We start from the raw sequence: 19,111 nt of genomic DNA, 5'->3' as shown, positions 1-19,111 counted from the left end.
CCGAGCCAGACGGTAAAGCTACCTAAAACCTTGATTCAGCGCCTGGAGCGCATCGGCTCGACAGCCGGCACCCAGAGTTTCCAGATACAGGTCAACAACTGCCCCAAGGGCTATAACCGGATTGGCTATACCCTTGACCCGGTTGGCGGCGTGATCGAGAACTCGCCAGGGGTGTTGCCGCTGGCTGGCGGTTCGACCGCGAGCGGCATAAAGATCCGGGTCGAAAACGCCCAGGGCACTCCAGCAACCATGGGGAGTTCGATAACGGTCGATGGATACAGCAAGGCGGCAGGTGGCTCGTTTGTCATTCCGATGCAGGCGTCCTACATCAGAACCGACACAGTCGCCACACCGGGAACGGTAAACGGTGCGATGACCGTGTTTGTGGATTACCGGTAACCCTTTCCGCTCGCCATCCTGCTTGCCTCCTTCGAATCAACGACAGGAGGCTTCGCCAGTCGAGCACATGCCTGGCTAGCCAATGCCGGTTTCGAGGCAGACTTTGAGGGGCTTCCAAAAGCCCATCGGGTGGACCTGGAACGGCAGGTCGCCATAAGGCTTTTCACTGCATAAATGAAAGTTGGCCTGCGGCCATATCGGCTGCTAATCGCGGCACAGGCATCGCCCCTTGCGCTTCAAGCCCACTTTCTTCCAGCCAATAAAAAACCCCGTAGATCATTGATCTACGGGGTTTTCAGTTTGGAGGCCGAGGTCGGAATCGAACCGGCGTAGGCGGATTTGCAACCCGCTATTATCTTACGTATTTACTGGCCTTCATGCCTGTAACGCCTTGATTACAAGGCCTGCGCACAATTCTCATGATTCCTCATTAATGCCTATTTGGGACATCTGGTGTCCCAATATTGTCCCATCCCTCGGCGTCCTGCAGATCGAGCACAGCCCCTATCTTTGCAATGCACGTACATAGTCCTGACATGCAGCCAGGGCGATCAATCCTTGGTCACCGTCGTCGGTGATGCCGACAATTCGTTGAGCATGCGCCGGGTCAAGTCGGGCTCGCGGTGCTCCATGAACCAGGGCGCCGGGGGCGGGGGCGGCAGGCACTGCACAGCCACTGGCTGTATCCGCGGAGTCGACAAGGACTGACAGCCGCAGGTCAGCAGTAGCAAGGCGGTCACGCAGGCGGCTTTGATCACGTTGGGCATCGGTCAGGGCTCTGTGATGGGTTTGATCGCTGGCCTGCAGCTGTTGCTCCAAGGCTAGGCGTTTATCCAGCTCGTCCCGCTGCCGGGCAGCGGCCGCCAGGTTCAGTTGATTCAGCGCTTCATCGCGCAGCCTGGCCTGCTCCGCCAGCTGCCTGTCATAGCGCCAGCCCTGCACCGTCCAGGCAGAGGCGGCGCCAACGGCGACCAGCAGGCTGGCCAGTAACAGGACAGCAACCAGGCGCAACACCGCGGGACTCATACCAACACCTCCCGCGCCCGCGCCCAGAGCTGCAAGCGGTCCTCCAGCCCATTCAAACCGCCGTTGATGCGGCGGGTGATGGTGTTGAACTGGTCGCGGTCGGCCAGCTCGTTAAGGCCGTTCTGCCGCCAGAACCAGGCGGCCGACTCTGCGGACCACTGTGGCTGTTCCAGCAGCTCAGGGGCCCGCAGCAGGCGTTCATCCCCGAACAGCGCCAGGCTGCACTGCCGGTAGTTGTTGTGGCCGGTGATCTGGATGAGCCCGCGGCCCCGGTACTTCTGGCCGTCGCCATCGGCCGCAGGGGTATTACCCAGCTTTTCAGCCAGCTTGCCGGTGTCGTACTTGCTGAGGTACTGAGCCCCTCCCAACTCGCGCACATACTGCAGCTGGCCGGACTCGTGCCCGATCTGCGCGATGAACGCCGCAGCGCGCCGACTACCGACAATCTGGTGCCGCTGCATGGCCGTGTTGAGGGCAGGAACAAAAACGCCGGCTTTAGCGCCGGCGTTCGGAAGGATCTGCAGCAACTGCTGCTGAGTAATTGGCATGACGACTCCTAAAAACAGTTGGCGAAACGACGCAGCTAAACCACAATGTGTCAGCCTCGCTACACGCCATTGAATGGAATAAAAATGAAACGGAATGTGGAAATTGACCGACTACGGGCTGTAGCGGTTGTTGGGACAATGTATCAGCACATTTCATTGCTTTGGCTTTGGACGGTTCCAACTCTCAGCTTTATGATGAAATACTCAGGAGGAACAGAGGGTGTTCTATTATTCCTGGCGATATCTGGCTTTGTAATTAGCAGCACACTAATTCCAAAGCTAGACCGTTCACTGCACGAAAAAACAGGAACAAAGGAAGTTCTATACGCATTCTTTACCAAGCGTTTTTTCAGGATCACCCCAACGGCAGCTTTTTGGATTTTAATTTACTTAGCTGTATTTAGCATAACTTCTCCAGAGTACATGCTAGGCAACTTGTATGCAGCAGTGGCGGCGCTATTTAACTTTATAAACATTTATTACAAAATACCCGAAATGCCTCCAAACATGTTCGCAGTATACTGGTCGCTATCCCTGGAGGAGCAATTCTATTTAACCCTGCCTATAGTACTTCTGGCCTGCCGAAGCTTTAGATCGCGAATGCTCGCAATGGGTGTAGCTATGACGATTTCGTTTACATGGTCAATGCTGGGCAGTAGCCCCTTCCATCTTATACCAATAGCTGGCGGCGTCATGCTATACCTCGTCAATAGCCGTTACGACATATTCGAAAAACTGAGAAATATCAAGCTATTAAGTCGTGCAGTGCTTATCAGTATATCTATACCGCTGATCATCTCGATTTTTGCACTTCAGATGCTGCGAAAAATGGATTGGTTTCTCTTGGCCCCTTACCATATATTGCTTACAGCTGTTTTCGTAACGCTCATTACGATAGCGTCAATTGGTAAGAACTCAATAATCCCAGCTGCTATGCTCCAGCCCCTGATAGGCTGGTTTGGTAGCAGATCATTCACTCTGTACCTTTCCCACGTACCAATGATATATCTAGTGCAGTATTTGTGGATTAACTACGCTAAATTTTTTGGCGCAAGTTTCGACCCAGCATACAACGCTGAAATATTCTTGACTTGGGCAGTTGCTACAGCATTAGTTTCAGAATTTGCATACCGAATGGTTGAACTGCCCACAATGATGAGAGGGAGAGAGAAAGCCAAGATAATTGAGGAGACTACGGAAACTAGGGCTCATCAAGGGGCCAAGTAATTCCGACAGGGAAGCCGTTTTCTTTAAATGCCAAGAATCTCGGATCATCATCCTCGACCTCGATCACGTTTGGAAACGCTGATTCGTCTTGGGGGGCTGAAAAAACTGCTGTAACACGCTCACCGTCAACGCTCACATATTTCATAGCGAGTACCCCGAAATTATAAGGCTGCACGTCGACGTCCCGGACGAAGTGTTGCTTGTGCCGACAACAAGGCTCGCGTTATCGACGACAGGGACGCTGGAGAACGGCATTGAACTAGCGCCGTTAGCGATTAGTGTAACTGTCGACGTAGCGCTACCTGTATTGGTATTACCGGTCCCGCCGGCAACAGTCAATGAGACCTGACCAGCCGCAGTACAACTGAGGCTGATCATCCCACTGACTTCCGCAGCATTGAAAGGGATTATTCCCACGTAGACAGTAGTGGTCGAGACTATCGACGTGGTTGCATAGCCAACGGTAGGCGCAATATAAACTCTGCGATCTCGCACTACGCACTGAGAAATCAAGCCGCTGGAGTTTGTCGGAACTACTGTCAGCAGTGCAGAAGCAGTATGGCCAGACGGCATGTTGGCGCCCCCATAAATCTGGGGAAGTCTGGTTGTTGTTGCGTTGACGGCTAGCAGACCAGAGACGCCGGTCGTTGGGTTGAAGATGGCGTAGATACCAACGAAGCCAGAGACCGGCGCGGTACCGGTGTCCATTCCGCCAACGCCAGTTGTAGCTAGATTGATAGACTTATTGAAAGATGGGAGAAGATACGCATGGCCACCAAGTGCAGATTTTACCACCACCTCGTCGGCTACAAGAGATGCCGACCCTGATGCCGTAGAGATAGACATTCTTGCGTTTCTGACAGATCCAGTTATTGGTGCCGAATCTTTAATCATATTTTTTACAATTTGCTGCATCGAATCGTAAAACTGAGAGTTCCCAACGGTGTCGACTGTTCCATTTGCCACAATACCGGCAGCTGACAAAAGTGACTGAAAGAACCCCTCTTTGTCGTTGGCCCAGTCCTGCTCTAGATATGACCCATCCTTGGCGGTTGGCGTGGTTCTGTTCTTGAAAGACCCCTGCGGATAATTTGCAGATGGATTATTAAAGCGACCTGGATATCTCTCGTTAAGCTTCAGCGACATGCTAAACCCCTATGTGTCCTACAAATTCTGCGTCTTCATCACCGAACTCAGCATCTACATCACCGAACTCGACCATTCTGAATCCCTCAAGGAACCCATTGAATCTCACTGTTTGCGGCTTAGGAACCAGCCCCGCATTCAATAGCGCAAACCGCTCAAGGCTGCTGATCTGCCCATAAAACTCGATACTGAACGACATGTCTTCGCCGTCAGTTACGCGCACAACCTCGGCATTCGGCAGAAGAAAATTCATGCCATCCAGAATATTTTCTATCGTGGCGTCGCCATTGTTCTTGATGATCTTGGCCTTGATGACGAGGCGGTAGAGTTCATCCGAAAGCTGGCCGTCCTGATCTATGGTCAGCGCGCTGAACATGGCATCGTCATCACCGAATTCGGCGCCATCGGTAAGATCAAACAGTCCAGGGTTCATGGGTATTGAACCGATAAAGCTGCGAGGCGCCACAACTATCCGGCCGATCACGTTCAGCTGTTCTTCGACTGCCGTGTCGATGTCATAACTCTTACGAACCGCCTGGGCGGCAGCTTCAATACTTCCGCCAAGCTTTCTGGCGATCGCATACCAATCCACCGCCTTCGGCTTGTCGCGATACTGTGCATAGATACGGTCTGGAATGTTCATCACGTGATCACCACGGTGATGTTGCTCTCCGTCCACCTGGACATCTGGTTATAGGCAATGGCAACGTTTGCCTGGCCGCCGTTTAGGCTGGACGAAGGCAGATCTACATAACTGTCTCCGTAAGAGCCAATCACCTTATTGACTGGCGTGAAGATCGTACTGAACGGCACAATTTCGCCAATATCAAAGCCGTCGATCTTGAATCCGACATCCGCAGGGATTAGGTCGCCGGCGGCGTACTCCATCATCGCCTCTTTGATCAGTTGGTCGGCATTTGGCGGTAGCGTCCCGTCATTGACGACATGGATTACCGGGAACATATCGACGTAGATAGGACGGCTTGCTCTGATCAGTTTTGTGTTTGAAGGGTATTTTGGCGATGTGATTTCGACCTGAAATGGTGCTCCGGCCTGATATAGCAACGCACCTGGGTTTTTCTTCAGGTAGATCGCCATAGCGACATCGTCATCAGTACCGCCGTCGATAACAGGAGCAATAGAGTGCGCAGGAAGCCCGTGCGGGTTATCCGCGGATACCGAACCGCTGTTCGTATCATTCTCGTACACCTTGACGCGGCGCACGCCAGGCACGCCGAACAGTTCGCCGATCATCGAGTCAAGCTGGTTGTTCCCTGGGCGCCCCACAGCAGTTGCTCTGGTGACACGCAACTGTTCGTCGCGCTGGGCATCCGATCCTGGGGTGGCAGGATCAGGGTTGGTTACCGATGCAAGACCGGCGACTACATCGACGATGCGGGTGATGGTTCCTGCGTCTGCCTGGGTTGGTCCGACAATAGTGCAGGTAGCGTTGACCGTAGCCGAACCTGATCCGTCGGCCGTGACAGTTTGATCGGTCGCCCAACGACTGCCAGTGGTGGTCGACTCAAAACGGTTTCCGGACAAGATTATCGTTCCCGGGGTCGCGGTAAGCACAAGCTGGGTACTTGATGGGGAACCGCTTGAGCGCTTGGTGCCAGTCAAGGAGCAAACGATATCAAGGTCAATCCCTTTGGCCTTGTTCGGGTCTTTTGAGTTGTAGGCCTGCTGCAGCGTCTCGTCGAGTGCGTAGAAAATCTCTGCGTCGTGCGCCATCTTCAGGCCATCAGGAGTCGACGGATCCAGATTCCAAAGCGGATCGATATCGACGTAGAACTGTCGCTCCTGGGCGAACCAATCGTTTTGCGTCTGTAGCACGTAGCCGGTTGAAGTCAGGCTAGCCATTCAGTGTTACCTCATCCAGGCCGAACTCGGTGAGAATTCCAGCGGTCACGCTGTAGCGGCGGGTATTAATGTCGAAGTCAGCGGAGAAGCTGGTGAGCCGGATAACGCCTGGCGTATTGGCAATCCTTGCCCTGAGAGCGGCCTCGGCGGACGATAGGCTGGTGAACTTGCCCAGGATCTGCTCGTACCAAGGGGTGCCGTCAGTGGTGTCGCGAAAGTACTCGCCAAGAAAGAGCCGCAAGCGCGTCAGGACCGTCTGCGCAATTTCTTCCCGCCCAGCTATGAACTGTTGGCCTTGAGTGACGATGTCACCGTTTTCGTCCAGCCTGCGAACGGTCATATAACTGGTGCTCCGCTATTGCCCGATCCGGGCGTTACGCCGCTGTGGATGTGCAGGTTCAGGTTTACCCCTGCGGCGGTGATTACGTTCCCGTCTGGCGTGATAGTCAGGCCATTGATCAGGAACGACCCGTCCGCCAGAAGCTGAAACATGCCGGCACCGTTCTGCATGAGGGTTGTTCCATCGGGAAGCAGGTCGAATTTAGCGACCCCGTTATCCATGGAAACGGTGTTGTCATTCTTCAACCAGACGAACTGCGTTCCAGCCCGATTGCGCATGCGCACGCCGTTGTTCTGGAAGCTCGGCAAGACGTTTGGCTGGGATCTGAAGCCCGGAAGGAACATGGCGTCCTGCATGTTGTGGAATCGTCCGATCGGGTTTGCTGCCACCCCGCCACTCTGCACCCAGCCGTCAATGCAGCGCTGGGAGAACAGAATGTCTCCCTCACAGCCCGGGTCGATCTGGTACTCAACGCAGTAGTCGCCGCCAGGGAAGTAAACCGGAACCTCAACAATCGGCTTGAGTACAAAGGTGGCGTCGTTGACATCGACCCTGAGTATTCCAATCTGAACCTGGGCGCGCTGGGTCAGCGGGTCGAACGTAAGCACATGCCCCGGCACTGAAGTACACACATCCTTGATCATCTCGCCGAAAGCATTTCGAATCAGTTTCTCGTTGCGCGCCCGCCCTTCTGTCTCAAGCATTATCCACCTCGTACTTTTCGCGGGCATTAAAAAACCCGCCGAGGCGGGATTGATGATTGTTTGTTTTTCAGAGTTTCCCCTTCATAACCATCTGATCGCAGACGCCGGCCCGGTATTGGCCCATTGTGTCTAGCGGGTATCGGTCACTGAGGTTGCGGCGGGCAAAGTTATACGCATTGGTTATTCTTTTAATGCTCGAAGGCTCGCCTTCATACAGGCCAAGCAAGGCCTTGTATCGATTTTCCTGCTCTTCTTTGGAGACATAAAGCATGCCGTCTCTGTCTAGGCTTCCGGTGTAGCAGGCAAGCAGCACAGATCCAAAAATGTCTTTTTTGGTCGCTACGTATCCGCCGAATTCGACTTTGGGGTTTAGCTTGTTTTCCTGCTCCAGCTGAAATTTCCTGGCATTCTCTTTGGCCTCCCCGCTACTTGCATAATCCTCCCACTTTTTCACGTCTTTGATTGCATCATCAAGAACAATTTCAATTGCCTGCCGAGTTGGGCTGCACTTGTAATTATCAGGATACTGAACAAAGAGAGACCAATCATTTCCTCTTGATTCACGTGGGCGATCAAGGTAAACAAAAAGAGTATCAGCGCCTTCGACTTTCTTTATTAGTTTGCAGTCAAAGCGCTTGGCGTGATCATTAAGATCAAATTGGCCAAGACCGACGGTGCCGTTTCTGTAGGCGCGGTTAGACACCAAAAGCTGAGTGTCTGCATCCCACTTAACCGGCCTTACGATATCTTTCTGGTCGTAGCGAACAATAGGGCCGTGGCCATCCCTCACGGGAACTCGCTCAGCAAAGGCGCAAAACGGCAGAAAAATAGCTGCGACGAACAACGCAGCCTTACTTTTAATCATCACCATAAGCGCCTTCCCATCGCGCATTAACAGACTCCAAATGTAGCAGGTAGACGGACTCAAACCCAGCACGTCGGAATCATCCATTCACTTACTTGGCAAATTTACCGCCCTCTCGATAAGAATCATTCACTACAGAGACAGCATCTCCACGCGTTATATAGCCCTTTTTCTCCCTATCCAGGCCTGAGTTCGCCGCATACTCCCGCTGATAGGGTCCGGTATCGCGCTGCCACATCACAAATGAATCTGGACGGCCTATGGCTGGAGGAAAAAGTACTGCCAAATATGCGTCCCCCAAGTTGCGAATGCGGCCTGCAGGGACGGCCTTATAGTATTTATCGACATAATCCAGCTGCTCTACAGCCGACATGCGAGCTAACTGGGCAGTCGTAGTGCCTAGCCTTATAGCTGTTGACTGTAAGAACTGGATCAAGCCTGTTGCAGTGCTCCCCGGGTTTCGAGCGGCTGGGCTGAATGTTTTCCCCGTCTCCCAGGCCATCACTGCCATCAGCCAGTTCTGGTCCACAGAAAGCCCCTGCGCAATCGCCACTACCTTTGCCCTGAAAGCCTCAGACACGCGCGCCCCCCAGATCAGCTTGCCATTCTCAGGGGTGGATATTGATTTTAGATCAGGCTTGGTGCCCCATCGGATACCGTCAATGTCCACACGCCACTGATCGCTATGCGAGTCACCTGCGTATCTCAGAGCAAACACATTGTATTCACCGACCGGGACCGCTTCAGGTTGCACCTCTGAAAGGTACAGATTCCCTGTATTGTACGTGGCGAACTCGCTTTTCAGATCGATGACACTGCTTACCATTATCGATGGATTGAGCTGCGCCGAGACGAATACCCCAAGGCCATTTGGCCCGCGGGTGATCTCTGGTATTCCGATCATACCAGTGAGCTGGTTGATCTTGATCGACGTCGAATTCCGTTTCATCTCAGGCTTGGTGACGTACATGCGCCCCATATGCTGCAGCCAGTCGAATTTATAGGCTCGGGCCAGGTTATCCATTGCTGTAGGAATGTCACCATCAGCCCAGTATCCGCGCGCCATGGGTTGGTCGTCAGCGAACTGCTCGTTATCAATGTCGATGGGGATAGGCCACTCCCGAGCAAGCGCCCGGATAGCTTCCTCGACTCTAGCACCTGGTCCGAGGGAAACCTGTGCCGATCCTCGATCTACGGCCGCTGAGCCTGAGCGACAGATCAGTCTGGTTATGATCTCTGGCGCGCCCGGCTCGCGCTCACGCAAGACGTTCGTAACGGTTCCGGTGAAGATTGCGTCAATGTTATCGGTGTATCCGGCCTTCAAGATGATACTGTCACCATTCGCGACCCCAGAAACCTTGTTCAGGTTATAAAGACGAATGTCAGCATAGGAAACAGAGCTGCCGGGCGACACATCAATGTTGAACTGGATTCGGAACTGCGTGGAGCCAGATTGCAGGCTGATGTATGGCGCACCATTGATGTCAACGGACCAAGCTCTTGATCTCATATTTCCACCACTGGAGGTATCCAGACGAGGTTGTTGTCGATGCCGAGATTGTCCAGCGTCACATCAGAGCCAGTGAACACCATCTGGCCGATCCCAGCTCGGTAAACTTCGATGATATCGCTGCCAGGCTCGAGCATGACGCCGGAGGCAAGCCTTACGCCGCCGCGGGAAAGGTTCATGGACCAAGCTGGCGCGTCCAGATATGAAACAAAGTCGATCTCAAAGGCGATAAGGCTTTCACCGAGTTGTACGCTGAATCTCTGGTGAGAATTATCCACGCCAGCTGCTAAAGGGATTGTGAACATCAGGCTATTCCATCAAGAATTCCGTTAACCGCATTGGACACGCTGGCGCTCGCCTCCTTGGCGATCATCTGGCCCTTATTCACGGCCCTTGTGAGAGCGCTCTGAGATGGATCATTCTTTCTCAGTTGATACGACCATCGCTCATCACCAGCAGCAATCCTGTGCAGCTCAATGACCTCCTGCATCTCCACGACGAACTCAAGACCGCCCTCGTTGCGAGGCTCCTTTGTGCGAGACAGGCGAGTTATCGCCATATTCCGCAACAAGATGTCGCCGGCGTCGATGTCGAACGGGTCTGCTGACGTCATCAGCGCGATCAGGAAGTCCAGCGTGGCGCTGGCCCTAGTTTCGTTGCTTCCGGCCAGCCAGCCAGCAGACAGACCAGCCACTGCGGACACAATGGGATTGTCGGTCAGATTCGATAGCGCGCCGCCCAGGAAATCCGTCAGCTGAACTTTGACCGGGTTGTTGCTGATGGCTCCGGTCATGGTCCATTTGAAAGGGTTGAAGATACGGTGATCTGCAACCCTTACCCCGCTCTCAATCGGGAATGTAGTTATGGAGACGCTGGCCTCAAACGTATCCTCAAGCACTGCGTCGAACGAATAACCGGCGATGGTCGGGGCGTTGCGCGTGAATATGTTGACAATGCTCAAGGCTAACGCTCCGTGGTTGGCTTGAAGTCCTCGGCTGCCTCGTAGTTCTGGCGTTCGTTGACTTGGATGATTCGCGCGTCCAACTCACGCCCGTCGAGCTGAATCGTGAGGTTGTTGTTCACGTTGACCTTGGCTCTCTGTATAGCCCTGACGAGGTCGTCACTGCTCTGCGTCGGAGAGTCCTTGTGGCTATCATCTACACTTTCTTTGGGGGGCATGATGTCGGCGGCCGATCTTTCTCCATATATGGATTCAATCTGATACCGGTGGTAATGCACTGGCGGCGCTTCGCTTTCTCGACGATCAACTATGCCTGACGATGAATCATCAAAGACTGACTGGATAGCTGGCGAATGTTTTTTCACATTGAGCCTTGCCTCCTGCATAGCTCGAACCAGCTCATCAAGCTGCGACGATGGGACTTCTTTGTACCAGCGATCCGAAATGCCCAAGCTCTGCGATGAGGTCTCTTTGGATCTTTCATTCGCGCTGCTCTGCTGCTCGTATGGAGTGTTAGCCGAGGGGCTGACGCTTATTTTGGGTTGAACTTCCTTGTTGAAAGCCCAGCTTGAGAAATCAACCAGCGATCCAAGACCTATATTTCTCGCGCCCTGATCGACGGAGTCGCTAAAGCCTCTGTACCCCTCGTAACTCTCAAGCTTGTCGAAAATTGAGTCGGTAGCCATATATGACCCGGAAGCAATAAGGCCAGGCATGCCTGCCCGAGTCGCAACCTTGCCCAGCCCACTAAGCCCGAGGTACGAGAGTAGCGATCCACCAATCACTGCACCCGCGCTAGCGCCAAGAACTGCTGATGCCGGTTTTTCGGCTGCGTAATCGATGGTCTTGCCGATCTGTTCGCGATGATCATCAAGGAACTTGCCCATCCACTCACTGGCGCCGATCAGCTTAGGCAGAAACTTATCCGTAAGCTCGTTAGCCATGCCCTCGAACTTCTGACTGAGAATAGTGTTGCTTTCTGCGAACCTGCGGGCGCTCTCGGTCATCTGGTCGATGGGGCCGGTGTAGCTTGAAGACAGCGCCATTCTGGCCTCTGTCTTTCCTTCACTAAGAAGTCTTGACACGCCATTCGAAAGGCCGAGAGCGTCCTGAACTTGCGCCCTCTGCCCCTCGTTAAGACCTTGATACTGCCTTTCAAGCTCCCTGGCGAAATCCATGGCGTCTCCGCCCCTGGTAGAGGCCAGCGCACCAACATCGATACCAGCCTTTGCGAGGGAATCAATCGAACTGTCCTGACCGTTCAGATTGAAGTTGTTCTGAAACTCTTCAAACCTCTTCAACGCATCAAGCGCCTCCGAAGCTTGCCCACCCATCGCTTCGACTGCGTTGCCGAAGTTATAAACGGTATTCATAGGCGTGCGCATGTTCTGCGTTGCCGCAGCCAATCGGTCAATCCTGTTGGCCGTACTAGCGATCACGCCAGCGCCAGCCCCGAAGGCCCCTACGAGGGCCGCCGAGACACCAAGCGTGTTGGACTTGATACCTTGCAGGCTTGCGTTGATCTTTCTGTCACCAACCTCGAGGGCTTTGGTGTCATAGCCGATGCCGATCAGGAACGACTTCAGTACCTTGCTAGCCATTCTTCACAGCCTCGTATTGATCCCACATTTCATCCATCGCCTGGTTGAAACGCTCGACGTCCGCTATGGAGAGCGAGCCATCAGTCAGTTGTGCCCAAGTGCACAGCGGCGGGCACACACCGACAATCCCGACGCATGGCCGCATCAGGAACCAATTTACTGCGGATCGCTTCCCGCCTCGGCCTGCCGAGCGTCTTTTGCGCCGCTGGGCAGCCAGTCGAAAAAATCGGACAGGTTCCAGCGAAGCAGTTCGGCCAGCAGCTGGTTGTACTGCACCATCTTGCCGCCGAAGTCGGCCACGGTAACGGAACGCTCAGTGCCGTTGAGTAGCACTCGAGCCATGAGCATCTGCGCCACTTGAGCCTTCACCTCCTGGCGCATCGACATGAACATGGCACACAGAACCTGGCCGTCGATCTCAAGATTGGCGCGCGCTGCCGTGGCGAATCGCTCCAGCACGGCGGCGGACAGCAGGGACATAAGGCGGTCTTGATCGACGGCGCTGGCCATGGCGGCGTTGTACTGAACACCGCCGATGGTGAATGCTTTTACGCTCATCTATCAGCCCCTTGTTGCTTCCCATATGTTGAACTGCATCGTGAACTGGTCGTCGGTGATGCTGGAGCCGGCGCGGCCGCGCTGACCATCGTTCACGATCACACCTTCTGAACCCAAGGCGGTTTCGAGCGTGCCGATTTGGGTGTAGGTCAGGGTGATGTTGGCATTCGAGTTGAACAGCCCCTGCACGTATGCAGCATCAGCCGAGCCCGGGTTGAGATATACGTTCACTTCACGCCCCGGGTTGATGCGGTCGAGACGAACAGCGTTACCGCCCTGGCCACGGCGCAACTGGCTGCGCGCATCGATCGGAGCGTCAGTGAATGGGGTAGCAGTTTCACCCCAGTCCTGGATCTGCCGACCGTTGATGGTAACGACGCACAGGTCTGTCGAGAAGTTATTCAGGCTCATTATTTGGCGCCTCTTTCATTGGGTTATCCGCCAATGAAGGCGGGCTATTTAATTTCGTAGGCGTTAAAATAGTGTCTAGTTCGACGCCGACAGGGTTAACAAAGAATGACTATTCCGACCAGCAGGAAGGACGCAAAGGCTTGCGGTTCAAAGCGGTACTTAACCGGCGCGCCATGCCCACAAGGGCACATCGCAGAAAGGCTGACATCGAATGGTGGATGCATAACCTGTCAGATATCTAAATCAACCAGGTACAAGCAAGACAACAAGGAGCCGCTGAAGGAAAAACGCAAAACGTATATTTCAGCAAACCGAGAAAAAATCCGCGAGACGGCAAATGCTGCGCATCGAAGAAACTCGACCTACAGAAATGCTCTTAGGGCAGCCAACAGAGTTGAAAAACGCGACGAGATTCTTGTTCGAGAGCGCAAATACTACGAGGGGAATCGAGAGCTGCTACGCGAATCGCGCAGAGATTACTATCGCGCCTACATGAAACAACGAAGAACCGATCCCGAATTCAAGGCCAAGACCAGAATGCGGGACATGATCAGGCGCACCCTAGCAAGGACAGGATTATCCAAAGAGACGAGAACAGAAGAGCTTCTTGGATATAGATGTGCAGACCTTCGCGCCTTCCTTGAGTCCAAGTTTCTGGAAGGGATGACCTGGGACAATTACGGCGCCTGGCACATTGACCACATCATCTCAATAAAGGCTATGGTTGATTCCGGCATAACCGATCCGGCAATCATCAATGCCCTGTCTAACCTTCAGCCTCTATGGTCATTCGACAACCTGAGCAAGGGCGCTCTGTAGCGCCCCAGCCATCAGTACACATCCAAGTCCACGTCCACGATATGGATGGCTCCAGCGCGGAACAGGCGGATGCGCAGCGGTGCAGCTTTGCGGGCGTCGCGGTCGGCGTCCGACAAGTCGAGGATGTCCTCGGGCTTGGTCAGAATTTCGAAACCGGCGGTGTACTTCTCGACGCCGTCGTCCGGGTCAGTGTAATTGCGCGGGCCGAGGTAGCCGTTGTTGATGAATTGCTGCATGGTCGCCCGGGCAGCGCCGATCAATACCGCCTGGCCCACTGGGGTTTGCGCCAGCTTGGTGAGCTGGCCGGCCACGGAATTGTAAAGCGACGTGGTCAGGAAGTTGATGCAGGCATCTAGGTTCACCACATCGTCGATGAACTCGCCGAAGGCGCTGTGTGTCAGCGTGTTCAGCCAGCGGCCCGAATCGGTCGAGCCCTGGTTGTCCACCACGGTGTAGAACACAGCATTTTTCGTGTCGAGCTTCATCGCGGCGTAGGCGGTGCTCGTCAGCGACTCGGCCGTCACGCCAGGCGATTTCTTGAACTCGCCGGTGATGGTCGAGCGATCCGCGCTGTAGTTCACTGCGGCAAAGTGCTTGGCCAACGCCGAGCCGGCGTAGGCGTCGGTGGCGTGCGCGGCGGTGTAGACGTGCCGGAAGCCGCCCGTGGTCAACTGGGTAGCGATGTCATCGGTGTCAGCCGGGTCACGGATCTCGGTAGCTGAGACGCCGGTCTGGTTGTCGATGAACATGCTGGTGTTGTCTTCGCACCATTGCGCGATCGCGAGCACGTCCGCCTTCACCGCCAGAATAGGCGCGGTCCACATGGTCCAGTACCACCAGAGCACGTTCCGAGCCTTGTTCAGCGTCTCGACATGGGTAGCGTCGGCAGTTGCAGCGCCCCACACCTTCAGCTCGCGAGTGGCTGGGGTGCCGCCGAGCCAGCGCTGAGCGGCCTTGTAGACTTCAGTGGTGTCGGCGAAGTCGACCGATAACGCGGGCAGGCTCGAATAGGTCCGGTAGGTGTCCGGCGAAAACCCGACCGGCAGAGAGGTTTGAGGCGCGAACAACATGGCGCTGGCGAAGTTCGCATTGCCCAGTCCTGCCGGGCTGATCCGGGCATTAATCCGGATGATGTCAGATGCTGGATAGCTCACTGTGCTAGCTCCATTGGGTTATGTTGGGTCGACTTCGACGGTGAAGGTCTGGAGGACCTGAGCTTTTTCGTTCTCGAGCGCAACTTCCACGCTCAGGATGTTGTTGATTTCGGAAAGGCTGATCGCCTCGTACATCAGGCGAAGGGTGATTTGTGACCGCTGTTCGAAGTTGGCCGATTGAAGGCTTGTCAGATTGTTCACGCCGTCGGCGCTGTTCCAGCCGATCTTGGCCTTAAATAGCATCATGCTGATGTCTGGGCGTTTGTTTGCCTGCTTTAGCCGCTCGGCGTACATCAAGGCTTCGCCGCGGTAGAAGTTGATGCTTGCCGAACACATGATCTGTGCACGCACTTCGAACTCAACAAGATCGCCCGGGATATCTCGCGAGATGACGTTTGCCTGGCCGCGCTCGCCGACGTACTGCCTCGGCGTGATCGTCGCGTATGCACCCTTCGGCGCCGACATGCTGCCAGGGCCTCCCTGATCAGCCAGCAGACACACAGGAACGCCGGTCGCAAGCATCACAATCGGGCGCAGCTTCTTGAACAGCTCTTCATTGGTCATCGATGCGCACCACGATCACTTTGCAGTAGTTGCGCCAGTACCTGTTGTCGCACCCGGTGGCCTTCCAACTCTGGCCAATGAAATCCCAGATGCCGGTCTGATCGATTCCCTGCATGTCGCCTTGGTTGATGTAGATTCGGCGAACGTCGGTAATCCGCTCGCCGCCCTGCCGCAGGAAATCAACCTCTCGATCACTGGCCTGCTGAATATTGACGACGTAGGGGGTCGTGACTGGCGGCCCTGGAGTCCAGATACCATCCACCAAGCTTCCGCCTGTAACAGTTCTGGTGGCCGGCACGCTGACGAATACCTCATCAATGTGGCCTTCCATATTCAGGCTCATTCCAGGCCCTCCGTCACTTTCTCGCTCGACACCTGGTGCGTAACTGACTGGCGCATCGCGCCCGTGTCGATCAGTGGGTTTGAGCTGCCCTTCTTGCGAATGGTGGAAGCCGCGTTCGGCGGGGTCTTCAGCTCGGTCATGTAGACCTTCACCTTGGCCGCCGCTACTGCGCCGACGGCCTCAAGGATCTGATCCATCGACTGCCCGACCTCCATGCCATCCTGAATGGTCAGCAGCACCTCGGGCGTCGCGCTGGCGACTCCCGGCTCAAGCCATGGCCGAGCCGGAATGTCTATCGTGTGCGCCTGGGTCACGCCCAGCTCCATGTAGCCGGCGCCCTTCTTCAGGAACCGGACCTCATCGCGATCAGCGGCCGCCTTACTGGCGTATCCATAGGATGTGCCACCTGGGTGCTTGATCTCGGCGCCGAACTCATGGGTGGCGCCAAGTCCGGCCATGGTGATGTCACCCGACTCGACGTTGCCGGCCTCTTCGTGGATGCCAACCGTGACGACCTTGTCGGACTTCAGCGCATTCAGCTCTTTCATGAGCTCGTCTTGCAGTTCCTGAAAGCCTTGAATGTCGAGAGTGATCATCAGACCGCCTTGGCGCCCATCCCGGCGCGCTTTTTTAGCCGATAGAACTGCTGGCCGTAGTTGGTGTAGGTCAGCCAGTCGGTGCCGGCGTTCATCATCGAAGGCACGCGGTAGGCGATCGATTCGTCACCGACCGACTTCTCTGCCACGTTCAGCCGAGCCTCGGGGTTCGGTGTGCCGCCGGCGCCGAGCGAACCGAAGTTCGTCGCTAGCCAGTGCGCGGCGAAATACTTCATGCCGCGCCACTTGAAGTTGCAGCATGTGAGCTCAAACGCCCCCCAGCGGGGCGAACCAGTTTCGGTGTCCGCCTCGCACAGCGCCTCGGTGACCATTGCGTCTGGCCACTTGGTCTCATCGACGAATGCTTTCATCAGTGGATCGGCACGAAAAGCCGCGATCATTTCTGGTGTGATGTCCATCAGGAAGGCACCGTGCGAAGTGTGAAATCATCGTTTGGCAAATCAAGTCCGCCTTCATACATTTCAAGCCTTGCCATCACTGACTGAGAACCAGGGTCAATACTTTCGATCTCAAGCAGGTAGGCGGTATTCGGCTCGTCAAGAATGCGGTTGCTACCAAATTCGTGCGGGGTTGATCCGCGAGATTGCTGGCTGGCCGGACCAATCCCGAAAATATCCGCCCCGCACTGAGTGCCAAGTCCGGTAAGCGTAAAACCTGTCAACAACTGCGCAAGCGGCTGAGTCCCTAGGTAACGAGGATTCATATTAAACCAGTTGTTGGTGCCGCCTCCTGTGTAGGTCGGCGCTTTATATATCCGGCCGATTACACCGAGCCCACTGTAACCAAGAATCCTCGACTTAAGATCCACCGGCTTAGATCCAGTAAGGATAATTGAGTAGACTTTATTTTCTGGCGCGTTACTTACGATAGTTATAAGCCGAGAGGCTTCCCACTGACTGCCAGACTTCTTGTTGCACTCGTCATACGTTTGCGTAGTTATAGCGCGCAGACCGTTTACGATTCGCAATATGGTAAGACTGGTTAAAAGCCCCTCAGCCATGACATGCCATCCTTATTTAGTTAGGCGCCAGGGTGTTACTGCGCCGTCTGAGCCTTGGCGATCTCTTCGAGCAGGCGTGCTTTACCCCAGGTCTTATTGACCTTTACGCCGGCGCGGCCAGCCTGCTCACGCAGAGCATCGATGTCATCGTCGCCTTCGGCACCTTCAAGCTCATCGTCGCCAACGCGGCGCAGGTCGCCGTTCTTCAGCAGGGCTTTGACGAAATCGATTTTCGCCACGGCATCAGGCATTTCGACCGCCGGGTTTTCGCCAGGCAGGATCGGGTAGCTGGTTTCAACGCCATCGACCAAGTGGTTGATGGTGATCAGTCGTGCTGCTTCGTTCTTCAGGAACATGTCGAATCCTCGCTCGGAGTCATTGGCCGCCGCCCCGGGCATGGCGGAGGCGGCCATGGATCGGCTGGTTAGAACTGGTCGCGGTACGCGCCAGAGAACGGATAGCGGAACTCAACACCGCTGATTTTGTACTCGCACGGTACGTTGACTTTGAGGTTCAGCATCTGCGGAGCCAGGGAACGCCACGGGATCGGCACCTGCATGCCCAGGTTCTCGTCGTTCAGTTCGTACGCGACGATGCGGTCCTTGTTGCCGTTGGACACGCCGGCAGCGGCCAGCTGGGCAGCGGACAGTTGCAGACGGCTGAAGATGTTGATCGGCCGACCGGTCAGTGCGGTGTACTGGTTGTTGGTGCGGAAGTATTCCAGGATCGTCTTGTCGGTGATGGTGCCCATCCGCTTGTTCGAGATGAACGCGAAGCGGGCCGCATCAAGGATGACGGTGTCTGGCAGGTGAACGGTTGCCGAGTTGATGTAGGTATCAACCAGGATCTTGTTCAGATCGGCAACAATCTGGTCGCCGGTAGTGGCGGCGTTGTACCAGTCCAGGGTGGAGTTGGAGAGCGCCAGGTTCGGGTTGTTGAACAGGCCGGTCATGCCGCGATCGGAATCGCCGAAGTAAGCCACGCGCTGGGTGTGCTCCTGGGCGCCGCGGAACGCGAGCTTTGCCTTGGTGGTGTCCAGCGGGATGCGCAGTTGCTGCGACTTGCGCAGCTCGTCCAGGCTGTAGCTGTACTTGTTGCCGGCGTAGCCGATTGGCACGGACGACTTGTTGGCGTTGATGGTCACGTCCGGCAGGTCGTCAGCGCTGGCGCCAATGAATTTGCCGATGGTCACGCCGTCATAGCTGATGTAGTCCCACTGGTCCACCCACTCAGGCAGAGAGGTATCGACCGGGATCAGCTCCATGTAGTTGATCGCTGCGTACTTGGCCTCGTAGATACGAGATTCCAGGTTAGCCAGCTGGCTGATGTAGAACGCCAGGCCGTCATCGAGGGTCGGAAGACCGTCGTTGAAGGTGACCTGATAGGCATCGCGGCCGATCTGATGCGCAATCGCTGCGTCGATGGCCACGACGATTTTCTTAAGCTGAGTCATGT

At 55.2% G+C, this 19,111-nt stretch carries 25 protein-coding genes; 3 read left to right on the top strand and 22 right to left on the bottom strand.

The genetic code is table 11. The features are described 5' to 3' along the window. On the top strand, positions 1-399 hold a 399-nt coding region (locus PVZ80_RS10265; protein ID WP_273863856.1), incomplete at its 5' end, for a fimbrial protein. Positions 400-903: 504 nt separating this feature from the next. Here the strand turns inward: PVZ80_RS10265 and PVZ80_RS10260 are convergent. Together PVZ80_RS10260 and PVZ80_RS10255 are read right to left on the bottom strand one after the other, a co-directional pair. Further along, positions 904-1,425, bottom strand: a complete 522-nt coding sequence (locus PVZ80_RS10260) for a lysis system i-spanin subunit Rz (protein ID WP_273863855.1) — start codon at positions 1,423-1,425, stop codon at positions 904-906. Next, positions 1,422-1,973, bottom strand: coding sequence for a glycoside hydrolase family 19 protein (locus tag PVZ80_RS10255; protein ID WP_273863854.1), 552 nt, complete (start codon positions 1,971-1,973; stop codon positions 1,422-1,424). Before PVZ80_RS10255 ends, PVZ80_RS10260 begins: the two co-directional genes overlap by 4 nt. Positions 1,974-2,057: 84 nt before the next feature. Here PVZ80_RS10255 and PVZ80_RS10250 point away from each other — a divergent pair, with 84 nt between their 5' ends. Beyond that, a complete protein-coding gene (locus PVZ80_RS10250; RefSeq protein WP_273863853.1) occupies positions 2,058-3,200 on the top strand; it encodes an acyltransferase family protein in 1,143 nt (380 codons plus the stop codon). A gap of 141 nt (positions 3,201-3,341) precedes the next feature. On the opposite strand, the gene PVZ80_RS10245 is transcribed toward PVZ80_RS10250, so the two are convergent. The 12 genes from PVZ80_RS10245 to PVZ80_RS10190 form a co-directional block, all read right to left on the bottom strand. Continuing rightward, positions 3,342-4,346: a hypothetical protein gene (locus PVZ80_RS10245; protein WP_273863852.1), complete on the bottom strand. Its 1,005-nt coding sequence runs from the start codon at positions 4,344-4,346 to the stop codon at positions 3,342-3,344. A gap of 1 nt (position 4,347) precedes the next feature. Next, positions 4,348-4,989 carry a DUF2612 domain-containing protein gene (locus PVZ80_RS10240; RefSeq protein ID WP_273863851.1) on the bottom strand — a complete coding sequence of 214 codons (642 nt, stop codon included), beginning with the start codon at positions 4,987-4,989 and terminating at the stop codon, positions 4,348-4,350. Next, a complete protein-coding gene (locus tag PVZ80_RS10235) occupies positions 4,989-6,209 on the bottom strand; it encodes a baseplate J/gp47 family protein (RefSeq protein ID WP_273863850.1) in 1,221 nt (406 codons plus the stop codon). Before PVZ80_RS10235 ends, PVZ80_RS10240 begins: the two co-directional genes overlap by 1 nt. Next, positions 6,202-6,549 carry a hypothetical protein gene (locus tag PVZ80_RS10230; RefSeq protein WP_273863849.1) on the bottom strand — a complete coding sequence of 116 codons (348 nt, stop codon included), beginning with the start codon at positions 6,547-6,549 and terminating at the stop codon, positions 6,202-6,204. The genes PVZ80_RS10235 and PVZ80_RS10230 overlap by 8 nt, the downstream gene beginning before the upstream one ends. Further along, on the bottom strand, positions 6,546-7,253 hold the full coding sequence (locus PVZ80_RS10225) for a Gp138 family membrane-puncturing spike protein (protein ID WP_273863848.1): 708 nt from the start codon (positions 7,251-7,253) through the stop codon (positions 6,546-6,548). Before PVZ80_RS10225 ends, PVZ80_RS10230 begins: the two co-directional genes overlap by 4 nt. 67 nt (positions 7,254-7,320) lie before the next feature. Beyond that, positions 7,321-8,205: a hypothetical protein gene (locus PVZ80_RS10220; protein WP_273863847.1), complete on the bottom strand. Its 885-nt coding sequence runs from the start codon at positions 8,203-8,205 to the stop codon at positions 7,321-7,323. A 4-nt stretch (positions 8,206-8,209) separates the two neighbouring features. Continuing rightward, positions 8,210-9,628, bottom strand: coding sequence for a hypothetical protein (locus PVZ80_RS10215; RefSeq protein ID WP_273863846.1), 1,419 nt, complete (start codon positions 9,626-9,628; stop codon positions 8,210-8,212). Then, positions 9,625-9,933, bottom strand: coding sequence for a phage baseplate plug family protein (locus PVZ80_RS10210; RefSeq protein WP_273863845.1), 309 nt, complete (start codon positions 9,931-9,933; stop codon positions 9,625-9,627). The genes PVZ80_RS10215 and PVZ80_RS10210 overlap by 4 nt, the downstream gene beginning before the upstream one ends. Continuing rightward, on the bottom strand, positions 9,933-10,589 hold the full coding sequence (locus tag PVZ80_RS10205; RefSeq protein ID WP_273863844.1) for a phage baseplate protein: 657 nt from the start codon (positions 10,587-10,589) through the stop codon (positions 9,933-9,935). The genes PVZ80_RS10210 and PVZ80_RS10205 overlap by 1 nt, the downstream gene beginning before the upstream one ends. Positions 10,590-10,591: 2 nt before the next feature. Continuing rightward, complete coding sequence (locus PVZ80_RS10200; RefSeq protein ID WP_273863843.1) at positions 10,592-12,190, bottom strand: hypothetical protein; 1,599 nt, start codon at positions 12,188-12,190, stop codon at positions 10,592-10,594. Positions 12,191-12,346: 156 nt separating this feature from the next. Further along, a complete protein-coding gene (locus PVZ80_RS10195; RefSeq protein WP_273863842.1) occupies positions 12,347-12,748 on the bottom strand; it encodes a hypothetical protein in 402 nt (133 codons plus the stop codon). Between the two features lie 3 nt (positions 12,749-12,751). Next, positions 12,752-13,159 (bottom strand): hypothetical protein, encoded by a 408-nt coding sequence (locus PVZ80_RS10190; protein WP_273863841.1) that lies wholly within the window; start codon positions 13,157-13,159, stop codon positions 12,752-12,754. Between the two features lie 105 nt (positions 13,160-13,264). Here PVZ80_RS10190 and PVZ80_RS10185 point away from each other — a divergent pair, with 105 nt between their 5' ends. Then, positions 13,265-13,978 (top strand): hypothetical protein, encoded by a 714-nt coding sequence (locus PVZ80_RS10185; protein WP_273863840.1) that lies wholly within the window; start codon positions 13,265-13,267, stop codon positions 13,976-13,978. Positions 13,979-13,989: 11 nt separating this feature from the next. Here the strand turns inward: PVZ80_RS10185 and PVZ80_RS10180 are convergent, their stop codons facing one another. From PVZ80_RS10180 to PVZ80_RS10145, 8 genes are read right to left on the bottom strand one after another with little or no spacing between them, the layout of a single operon-like run. After that, the gene (locus PVZ80_RS10180) at positions 13,990-15,132 is read right to left on the bottom strand and encodes a DUF3383 family protein (protein ID WP_273863839.1); all 1,143 of its coding nucleotides are present in this window, start codon (positions 15,130-15,132) and stop codon (positions 13,990-13,992) included. An 18-nt stretch (positions 15,133-15,150) separates the two neighbouring features. Then, the gene (locus PVZ80_RS10175) at positions 15,151-15,696 is read right to left on the bottom strand and encodes a phage neck terminator protein (RefSeq protein ID WP_273863838.1); all 546 of its coding nucleotides are present in this window, start codon (positions 15,694-15,696) and stop codon (positions 15,151-15,153) included. After that, positions 15,686-16,039, bottom strand: coding sequence for a hypothetical protein (locus tag PVZ80_RS10170; protein WP_273863837.1), 354 nt, complete (start codon positions 16,037-16,039; stop codon positions 15,686-15,688). The genes PVZ80_RS10175 and PVZ80_RS10170 overlap by 11 nt, the downstream gene beginning before the upstream one ends. After that, on the bottom strand, positions 16,036-16,635 hold the full coding sequence (locus PVZ80_RS10165) for a hypothetical protein (protein WP_273863836.1): 600 nt from the start codon (positions 16,633-16,635) through the stop codon (positions 16,036-16,038). The genes PVZ80_RS10170 and PVZ80_RS10165 overlap by 4 nt, the downstream gene beginning before the upstream one ends. Next, positions 16,635-17,054, bottom strand: coding sequence for a DUF4054 domain-containing protein (locus tag PVZ80_RS10160; RefSeq protein ID WP_273863835.1), 420 nt, complete (start codon positions 17,052-17,054; stop codon positions 16,635-16,637). The genes PVZ80_RS10165 and PVZ80_RS10160 overlap by 1 nt, the downstream gene beginning before the upstream one ends. Beyond that, positions 17,054-17,656: a hypothetical protein gene (locus PVZ80_RS10155; RefSeq protein WP_273863834.1), complete on the bottom strand. Its 603-nt coding sequence runs from the start codon at positions 17,654-17,656 to the stop codon at positions 17,054-17,056. Before PVZ80_RS10155 ends, PVZ80_RS10160 begins: the two co-directional genes overlap by 1 nt. A gap of 35 nt (positions 17,657-17,691) precedes the next feature. Then, a complete protein-coding gene (locus PVZ80_RS10150; protein WP_273863833.1) occupies positions 17,692-18,069 on the bottom strand; it encodes a hypothetical protein in 378 nt (125 codons plus the stop codon). An 11-nt stretch (positions 18,070-18,080) separates the two neighbouring features. Then, entirely contained in the window at positions 18,081-19,109 is a 1,029-nt protein-coding gene (locus PVZ80_RS10145) for a DUF2184 domain-containing protein (protein WP_273863832.1), read from the bottom strand. Positions 19,110-19,111: the final 2 nt, after the last annotated feature.

It is taken from the genome of Pseudomonas sp. B3G-3 (assembly GCF_028640915.1).
In the GTDB taxonomy this organism is placed as follows: domain Bacteria; phylum Pseudomonadota; class Gammaproteobacteria; order Pseudomonadales; family Pseudomonadaceae; genus Aquipseudomonas; species Aquipseudomonas chlororaphis_I.
This window is presented reverse-complemented; position numbering and strand designations above follow the sequence as displayed.